Here is a 336-nt window from a genome sequence, read left to right as displayed (position 1 = left end):
GCCTCGTTTGTCTGCTCTTATTACGCGACCTGTTTCATCTACAAGGGTTAAATAGTCCTTCAAGCTAAAGCGGATACCTGAGGTTTTCTCTTGATGTTCATTGCCCGTAAAAGGTAATAACGTTGTCGGTTGCTCTCCTGTAATGGCTGCTTTGATACGCAGTTGAATACTGGTAAAACTCGATTGCTCAGGTGTTGGAGCAATGCCCGCACGCACTGGATTTAAATCTACATAAGCCATACAAGCAAGTAATGCCCCTTCATCGAGCAGGGCTTGTGATTTAAAGCGTCCTTCCCAAAAGTGCCCCGTGCATTTATCTTCTTTATTGGCTTGTCG

General features: G+C 44.9%; 1 pseudogene. It reads right to left on the bottom strand.

Going from position 1 to position 336, the window contains the following annotated elements:
* A pseudogene (locus H4J76_RS19590) lies at nucleotides 1–336 on the bottom strand (transposase); the annotation flags it as partial.

The sequence above is a fragment of the Colwellia sp. BRX9-1 genome (assembly GCF_014077195.1).
Classification (GTDB): domain Bacteria; phylum Pseudomonadota; class Gammaproteobacteria; order Enterobacterales; family Alteromonadaceae; genus Colwellia_A.
Note: the sequence above shows the minus strand (reverse complement) of the source record. Positions and strands in the feature narration are given on the sequence as shown.